Raw genomic sequence first — 7576 nt, forward strand, 5'->3', positions numbered from 1 at the left:
CCTACTGCCCTACTGCCCTACTGCCCTACTGCCCTACTGCCCTACTGCCTTATTTCCCGCAGTGATGATCGTTGATCTTGTTCAATGCATTCGCGTCGGGTCCAACGCGATGGTAGGAGCACGCGCCAGCCGCCGTCGTCACCAACTGCTGATCGTAGTAGTGCGGGCCGCCGAACAGGATATCGATGAGATCGCCTTCGGCGGGAACGTAGCGTTCGGAGTGGACCCGGCGGTCGTAATGCCGGTCGCCAGCCAAGGCCGGGGCGCAAAGACTCGCGCCCGTAGCAACCGCGAGAGCTAGGATCGCAACGCATTTCGTGGTCATCGGCACACCCTTCTGGCCATTCCGGAATCGCACCATACATCCAAAACCGCCAGCCGGACAAAAGTTCCGAGAAGACCGCGATAGGCTCTTGCCGAAGCCTGCGGCCTCGCTCATCCATGGTGCGTGGAAATGTGGGATCCGTGATGACCGACGCCAGCCTTCACCTCGTCGAAGCGACGATCGACCAACTGCGCCGCGCGCTCGATCACGGCACCGTCACCAGCGTCGAACTGGTCGGGGCGTATCTCAGGCGCATCGCGCATTTCGACCGGCACGGCATCAGCCTCAATGCCGTCCCAGTGCTCAACCCTGACATGTTTGAGCAGGCGGCGGCCTCCGACCAGCGGCGCCGCAACGGCGCCGTGCTCGGACCGCTCGACGGCATCCCCTACACCGCCAAGGACAGCTACAAGGTTGCAGGCCTGACGGTGGCCGCCGGCTCGCCGGCCTTCGAGCATCTCATTGCCAATGAGGATGCCTTCACCATAGCCCGGCTGCGCGCCGGCGGTGCGGTGCTGATCGGGCTGACCAACATGCCGCCAATGGCCAATGGCGGCATGCAGCGCGGCGTCTATGGCCGCGCCGAAAGTCCGTACAATGGCGATTATCTCACCGCCGCCTTCGCATCGGGTTCGTCCAATGGCTCCGGCACGGCGACAGCGGCCAGCTTCTGCGCCTTCGGGCTTGGCGAGGAAACCTGGTCGTCCGGCCGCGCGCCGGCCACCAACAATGCGCTGGTCGCCTACACGCCGTCGCGCGGCGTCATTTCTGTGCGCGGCAACTGGCCCCTGGTGCCGACCATGGATGTCGTCGTGCCGCATACGCGCAGCGTGGCCGACATGCTCGAACTGCTCGATGTGATCGTCGCCGACGATCCCGAGGCGCGAGGCGATTTCTGGCGCGCGCAGCCTTGGGTCAAGCTGCCGAAAAGCTCCGATGTGCGGCCGCCCCGTTATACCGATCTCGCACTGGCGGGGTCGTTGAAAGGCAAGCGCCTGGGCGTGCCCAGAATGTATATCGGCCGCGACAGCGAGGCCGATGCGCCGATCGAAACCCGCGCCTCGGTGCTTGCCCTGTGGGAGCAGGCAGCGGCCGATCTCAAGCGGCTTGGCGCCGAGGTGATCGAGGTCGATTTCCCCGTCGTCTCCAACTACGAGCGCGACCGCCCCGGGGCGCGCACCATGGTCGAGCGCGGGCTGGTGCCGCAGGACTTCGCCGAGCGCGAACTCTGGGATCTCAGCATCTGGGGCTGGGACGACTTTTTGCGCGCCAATGCCGACCCGGCCGTGCCCGATCTCGTCTCCGTCGACGGCCCAAAGATCTTCCCGCAGCCGCCCGGCACGCTGCCCGACCGCTATGAGGGCGGCTTCGATCTGAGAGAATATGTGGAACGGGCGCGGTCCGGCGTCACGCCGTTCGCAGACATTCCAACGCTGGAAGACGGACTGAAGGGCCTCGAAGCAACAAGGCGGATCGATTTCGAGGTCTGGCTGGACGGCCAAGACATCGACGCCGTGGTGCTGCCCGCCGCCGCCGATGTCGGACCGGCCGATGCAGACATCGACGAGGCGTCCGCCGTCCTTGCCTGGCGCAATGGCACCTGGGTCGCCAACGGCAATCTGGTCTGGCGCCATTTTGGCATCCCGACCGTCACCGTGCCGATGGGAACCATGGCCGATATCGGCATGCCGGTCGGCCTGACCTTCGCCGGCAAGGCCTATGACGACGAAAGGCTGCTGCGCATGGCCGGCGACTACGAACAGTCGACCCGGCGCCGCACCCTGCCCCCACGCACGCCGGAACTGACTGAAGATGTATTTTCCCGCCGGCCCACGCAAACCGGTAGCGGCAAGGCACCTCCGCTCGTCATTGCGCTTGCCGCCGAGACGCGCACGACCGGCGATCAGGACGAGATCACCATCACCCTCGACCTGCCGATCGACGCCGAGGCGGAACACGCCAGCGTCAAGGTGCATGTCAACGGCGAGCCTGTCGCCATCCAGCGAAGCGGAGCGCGCTGCTGTGGACAGGCATTGGTTCCGGCCGCAGAGCACCAGCGGTTCCACAGCGTCTGGCGTGGCTCGTATGGCTCGATCGTGACGGCTATTGTGCGGCTGGAGGATGGGCGCAGCGCCGGCGCCTATCTGTTTACGGGCGGGATTGGATGAACGCCAGCAGCTAGGAAGGCAGCGAAGTCAGCCATTCTTCCCAAAATTCCTGCTGCATATGGACGAAAACCGGAACCACGTCGACGCCATCATCAAATATGTCGACCAGATCGCTCTCTTGCGGAAATTGCCCCGTCTTCACCTTGCAGGCTATCAATCCGCGACTTTTCTCCATCACGGTATTTTCCGGATAAACATTGGCGCTTGCTCCGTAACAGAAGGGTAGCAGGCCATCGACTTCGAGTGCCTGACGGATTTGGAACAGAGCCTCGAAAAAGTCTTCCTCTTCTGCCTCGATCACCTTGTCCCGATAACTGCATTTCAGATTGCAGGCAGCGCCGTTCACGTGCAGCGTGAACACGGCTTGCTCGTCGTCACCAACGGAACCTGCTCCGATCAGAAAAACAGTACGCTGATGGTCCATCTCATCCCCCTCGCCATGTGACGGGATGGTAGTACGACAACGGCCGCTTTCCAGCATGGCAGGGATTGGGACGCGGCCGCACTCCCTGCCGTCGTCATCCGCTGGCCGGGCGTCCCGCCGCAAAGGCAAGGTCCCGCCGAATGACATCCCGCTTGTCTTGCGACAGACCGGCAAGCAGCTTTTCATCGAGGCAGCCTGCTCGGATGAGATGAGTGAAGACATAAAGGAGCTGCGAATAGCGGTAGTCGAACGTCCGATCGATATCCCGCCGCTGTTCACGCAAATAGGCTTCCAGCTCCCACATCTGGGAGGGAACCGTCACCGCACTGGCCTTGCTCTTGAATTCGGCCATCGTCTTTGCGAGGGCCGCCTCAAGAGCCTTATCGAAGGCGTGGCGGGCGAGCTTCTTTTCGGAAGCGGACCAACTGGAATCGTTCATTGGATATCTCCGTAGATTTCCTGTGAATTCCATCAGATTTTCACGAACTTCGCCTGCTTCTACCCCCGCGCCGCCCAAAGCAAACCCCGCTCCACTATCAGCGCCATTTCCGGCACCGCGAACTCATCCGCCGTGTGACCAAGGGAACTGTAGAAAACCTTCCCCGCCCCATAGCGCCGTTTCCAGACGACCGGCATGACGACGCCGCCTATCCCCGGAAAATGCGCGTCGGTGAAGGCGGTGGTCGCCAGCACCTCATTGCTTGGGTCGACATGCATGTAATATTGCTCCGACCGGTAGGCGAAATCGCTGATGCCTTTTGTGATCGGATCGTCCGGCCGGGTGATCGCGACAGTGTAGTCGATGATGTTGCCGGGATGCGCCACCCATTGGCCGCCGGTCATGAACTGATAGTCAGGCTCATTGCGGAAACTGTCGCCCATCGTGCCGTGGAAACCGCCGAGCCCGCTTCCCCCGCGAACCGCAAGCGTCAGGTTCTGCAACTCGGCCTTTTCGATCGTCGACATCGTGATGACAGGCACGATGAGATCGAAGGAAGCAAGCTCCGGACCGGCGAACATCGCCGTGCCCTCACCCAGCGTGACGTCGAAGCCGTTTCGCTCAAGCAAGGTGCGAACGAGCTTCGCGCTCTGCTCCGGCGTATGGCCCTCCCAGCCGCCCCAGGCGATCAAGGCCTTCTTTGGCATTGTGTACCTCCCTGGAAAACTCGGCCCTGATCGATCCGGCGTCAGCGCCAGCCCAGCGCTGGAGCGACATGGGTCAGGATCGCCTCGATGACATGCGCGTTGTAGTCGACGCCGAGCTGGTTTGGAACGGTGAGCAACAGCGTATCCGCCTCGGCGATCGCCTCGTCCTGCGCCAATTCCTTGATCAGCACATCCGGCTCGGCCGCGTAGCTGCGCCCGAAAATCGCCTTGGTGTTCTCCTCGATGAAGCCGATCTGGTCGCGGCTCTCATTGCCGCGGCCGAAATAGGCGCGGTCGCGATCGTCGACCAGCGCGAAGATGCTGCGGCTGACCGAGACGCGCGGCTCGCGCTTGTGGCCGGCTGCCTTCCAGGCCTCGCGATAGATGCGGATCTGCTCGGCCTGCTGGATGTGGAACGGCTTGCCACTCTCGTCGAATTTGAGCGTCGAGCTCTGCAGGTTCATGCCGAGCTTGGCTGCCCATTCCGACGTGGCGTTGGTAGCCGCACCCCACCAGATCCGCTCGCGCAAACCCTCCGAATGCGGCTCGAGGCGCAAGAGGCCGGGCGGGTTGGGGAACATTGGCCGTGGATTGGGCTGGGCGAACCCCTCGCCGCGCAGCGTCTCGAGGAAGACCTCGGCGTGGTGCCTTGCCATGTCGGCGTCGCTCTGCCCTTCCGGCGGCGCGTAGCCAAAATGGCGCCAGCCATCGATCACCTGCTCGGGCGAGCCACGGCTGATGCCGAGCTGCAGGCGCCCGCCGGCGATGATGTCGGCGGCACCGGCATCCTCGGCCATGTAGAGCGGGTTCTCGTAGCGCATGTCGATGACCGCGGTGCCGATCTCGATGCGGCTGGTCCTGGCGCCGACCGCCGCCAGCAGCGGGAACGGCGACGCGAGCTGGCGGGCGAAGTGATGCACGCGAAAATACGCGCCGTCCGCGCCCAGCTGCTCGGCGGCGACAGCCAGCTCTATGGATTGCAAAAGCGCGTCCGAAGCCGAGCGCACTTGCGATTGCGACGAGGGCGTCCAGTGCCCGAACGACAGGAACCCGATTTTCTTCATAATCATGCGATATAAGGATGCGCGTCAGGCTTCAATGCAAAAGAGATTTTTTGGCGCCCGGATCAAGGCTCATGCATCGCTATTCTCGAAGGCGCCAATGCCTTGTGCGATCAGGTTGGTCGCCATCACCAGCGAGACGATTGCCCCGGAATTGAAGACGACGACCCACCATTTTCCGCCGGTCAGGAAGCCATAGCCGTCGGCGACGGCCAGTCCCCAGTCGGCCGATGGCGGCTGAATGCCGAGGCCGAGAAAGCTCAGCGTCGCGATCGAGAAGAACGCGTAGCCCAGCCTTGTGACGAGTTCGATGAGGATCGTTTCCCTGATGTTGGGCAGGATCTCCAGGAACATGATGGCGAGCGGGCCTTCACCGCCAAGCCGCGCGGCGCTGACATAGTCGCGCTGCTTCTGCTCACGCACGGCGGCGCGAACGGTGCGCGCCACCAGCGGCGCGTAGGCGATGCCGATCACCAGGATGACGGTCAGGTTCGACGGGCCGATCGCCACCAGCGTCATGGTGACGAGAACGATGAACGGAAACGCCATCAGCGTATCGAGCAGCCGCGCGCCGATGGCATCAGTGAGGCCCTCGAAATAGCCGAGCACCAGGCCGATGATGCTGCCGGCGGCAACCCCGGCCAGCGTCGCCAGCGGCGCAACCAGCAGGATGTCGCGCGAACCGACGATGATGCGGGACAGCACATCGCGGCCGAGCTGATCGGTCCCGAACCAGTGCAGCGCATCGGGCGGCGTCAGCGTCGCCAGGAAATCCTCGGCATAGGGATCGTAGGGAACGAAGAGGTTGCCTGCTATGGCGCAAGCGACCCAGAACAAAAGCAGCAGCAATCCGACCACGACCGACGGCGGCAATCCGGCGAAAGCACTGCGAATCCGGCGCACTGCCGAAAAGCCCGCCACGGCGCGCTGCAGTGCGGGAAACTCGGCCAGATCCGTCATGGCGAGGTCCGGCGGCGTTGCCGCGGATCGAGCAGCGCCAGCAAGAGGTCGCCGGCCGCCGCCGACAGCACGAAGATGGCCGCCATCACCAATACGCCTGCCTCCAGCATCGGGAAATCACGGGCCTTGGCCGCGTTCAGGACCAGATTGCCAAGTCCCTGGATGCCGAACAACGCCTCGATCACCACCAGCCCACCCAGCATGTATCCGGTCTGCGTCGCCAGCACCGCGACGGTCGGCGTCAGCGCATTGCGCAGCACGTGCCGAAAGATGATCTCGCGCCGCTCGAGCCCTTTCAGGACGGCGGTGCGCGTGTAATCGGCGGCGATCGCCTCGATCACGCCTGCTCGCGTCATCCGGGCGATATAGCCGGAAAGGTTCAGCACCAGCGGCAGCGCCGGCAGGATCAGATAATAGCCATGCGTCCAGAAGCCCGCGCCATCGGGCGCAACTCCGGAGATCGGGAACCAGTTCAGCCACAGGCCGAAAACGATGAGCAGCATCAGGCCGGAAACGAAATCAGGCACAATGCCGAAGGAGACGCCCGCCATCACGATCAGCCGGTCGATGAGGCGGCCCGCATTGAGACCGGCGATGACGCCGGCACCAACGCCGAGCGGAACGAGGAAGAGCAAAATAATCCCGGCAAGCGCCGCGGAGCGCTTGAGGCTTTCCAGCACGAAGGGCGCCACCGGCCCGCGCATCGACAGCGAGGTGCCGAAGTCACCGGTGACCGCTTTGCTGAACCAGAGCCAATACTGGACGAGAACCGGCTGGTCGGCGCCTAGCCGCTTGTTCAGTTCCGCCACCGCTTGCGCGTCGGCAAAAGGCCCGAGCATGACACGGCCCACATCGCCGGGCAGGACCTGCCCGGCGAAGAACACCAGAATGCTGACCAGCCACAGGGTGAGGACAAGTGTGCCCACACGCGCTGACAGAATGCGACCGGTCAGCATGTCGCGATCATGCCTGGACGAAGGAAACGCGGTCGAGCAGGAGATGCGAAATCGCGGTGAAGCGTACGCCCTCGACCTTGGAGCTGACGATGCGGCTGTATTGCGAGAAGTAGCTGATGATCGCCGGCGTCTCGTCGAGCAGCAAGGTCTGGATCTTGCGGGCAACAAGGCGCTGTGCCTGCAGGTCGCGCGCCTTCGAGTAGTCAAGCAGCAGCGCGTCATAGGCCGGGTTGTTGAAATGTGCCGCGTTCCAAGCTCCCGAACTCTTTAGCGTGGCGTTGAGGAAGATGTCGGGCGTGCCGCGGTGGCCATAGTCGGTGATGCCGAGCACCGAATCCAGCCATGGCGAACTGCCAAACGTCGCCGAGCCGTAATAGGCGTCCTGCGGCAGGACATTGAGCTTGACGTCGATGCCGGCCTTCTTGGCGAAGTTCTGGATGATGACCGCATAGTCGGGAATGTCATAGGCGCGTTCGGTGGTCAGCGTCACCTCGAAGCCGTTGGGCACGCCCGCCTCGCCAAGCAGCCGCTTGGCC

Annotated in this window: 8 protein-coding genes and 1 pseudogene; 1 reads left to right on the forward strand and 8 read right to left on the reverse strand. The window is 63.5% G+C overall.

Annotation, left to right across the window (positions count from 1 at the left end; translation table 11 throughout):
- Positions 1–49 precede the first annotated feature (49 nt).
- A complete protein-coding gene (locus tag EN994_RS10985) occupies positions 50–325 on the reverse strand; it encodes a hypothetical protein (RefSeq protein WP_024503933.1) in 276 nt (91 codons plus the stop codon).
- 143 nt (positions 326–468) lie between these two features.
- Here EN994_RS10985 and EN994_RS10990 point away from each other — a divergent pair, with 143 nt between their 5' ends.
- Positions 469–2493, forward strand: coding sequence for an amidase (locus tag EN994_RS10990; protein WP_063168680.1), 2025 nt, complete (start codon positions 469–471; stop codon positions 2491–2493).
- 10 nt (positions 2494–2503) lie between these two features.
- Here the strand turns inward: EN994_RS10990 and EN994_RS10995 are convergent, their stop codons facing one another.
- The 7 genes and pseudogenes from EN994_RS10995 to EN994_RS11025 form a co-directional block, all read right to left on the reverse strand.
- Positions 2504–2917 (reverse strand): hypothetical protein, encoded by a 414-nt coding sequence (locus EN994_RS10995; protein WP_063168681.1) that lies wholly within the window; start codon positions 2915–2917, stop codon positions 2504–2506.
- Between the two features lie 94 nt (positions 2918–3011).
- On the reverse strand, positions 3012–3356 hold the full coding sequence (locus EN994_RS11000; RefSeq protein WP_013530500.1) for a hypothetical protein: 345 nt from the start codon (positions 3354–3356) through the stop codon (positions 3012–3014).
- Positions 3357–3415: 59 nt separating this feature from the next.
- Positions 3416–4063 (reverse strand): ThuA domain-containing protein, encoded by a 648-nt coding sequence (locus tag EN994_RS11005; RefSeq protein ID WP_127307533.1) that lies wholly within the window; start codon positions 4061–4063, stop codon positions 3416–3418.
- Positions 4064–4104: 41 nt separating this feature from the next.
- Complete coding sequence (locus tag EN994_RS11010) at positions 4105–5127, reverse strand: LLM class flavin-dependent oxidoreductase (RefSeq protein ID WP_063168683.1); 1023 nt, start codon at positions 5125–5127, stop codon at positions 4105–4107.
- Positions 5128–5196: 69 nt separating this feature from the next.
- Positions 5197–6084 (reverse strand): ABC transporter permease, encoded by an 888-nt coding sequence (locus tag EN994_RS11015; protein WP_013530497.1) that lies wholly within the window; start codon positions 6082–6084, stop codon positions 5197–5199.
- A complete protein-coding gene (locus EN994_RS11020) occupies positions 6081–7040 on the reverse strand; it encodes an ABC transporter permease (RefSeq protein WP_013530496.1) in 960 nt (319 codons plus the stop codon). The genes EN994_RS11015 and EN994_RS11020 overlap by 4 nt, the downstream gene beginning before the upstream one ends.
- A gap of 7 nt (positions 7041–7047) precedes the next feature.
- Positions 7048–7576: pseudogene (locus tag EN994_RS11025) on the reverse strand (peptide ABC transporter substrate-binding protein); the annotation flags it as partial.

Source organism: Mesorhizobium sp. M7A.F.Ca.CA.002.09.1.1, assembly GCF_003998555.1.
Lineage (GTDB): Bacteria > Pseudomonadota > Alphaproteobacteria > Rhizobiales > Rhizobiaceae > Mesorhizobium > Mesorhizobium ciceri.

Excerpts from the sequence above, each read along its gene's own strand:
- EN994_RS10985 (WP_024503933.1), bottom strand. The coding sequence starts at position 325 with ATGACCACGAAATGCGTTGCGATCCTAGCTCTCGCGGTTGCTACGGGC.
- EN994_RS10990 (WP_063168680.1), top strand. The coding sequence starts at position 469 with ATGACCGACGCCAGCCTTCACCTCGTCGAAGCGACGATCGACCAACTG.
- EN994_RS10995 (WP_063168681.1), bottom strand. The coding sequence starts at position 2,917 with ATGGACCATCAGCGTACTGTTTTTCTGATCGGAGCAGGTTCCGTTGGT.
- EN994_RS11000 (WP_013530500.1), bottom strand. The coding sequence starts at position 3,356 with ATGAACGATTCCAGTTGGTCCGCTTCCGAAAAGAAGCTCGCCCGCCAC.
- EN994_RS11005 (WP_127307533.1), bottom strand. The coding sequence starts at position 4,063 with ATGCCAAAGAAGGCCTTGATCGCCTGGGGCGGCTGGGAGGGCCATACG.
- EN994_RS11010 (WP_063168683.1), bottom strand. The coding sequence starts at position 5,127 with ATGAAGAAAATCGGGTTCCTGTCGTTCGGGCACTGGACGCCCTCGTCG.
- EN994_RS11015 (WP_013530497.1), bottom strand. The coding sequence starts at position 6,084 with ATGACGGATCTGGCCGAGTTTCCCGCACTGCAGCGCGCCGTGGCGGGC.
- EN994_RS11020 (WP_013530496.1), bottom strand. The coding sequence starts at position 7,040 with ATGCTGACCGGTCGCATTCTGTCAGCGCGTGTGGGCACACTTGTCCTC.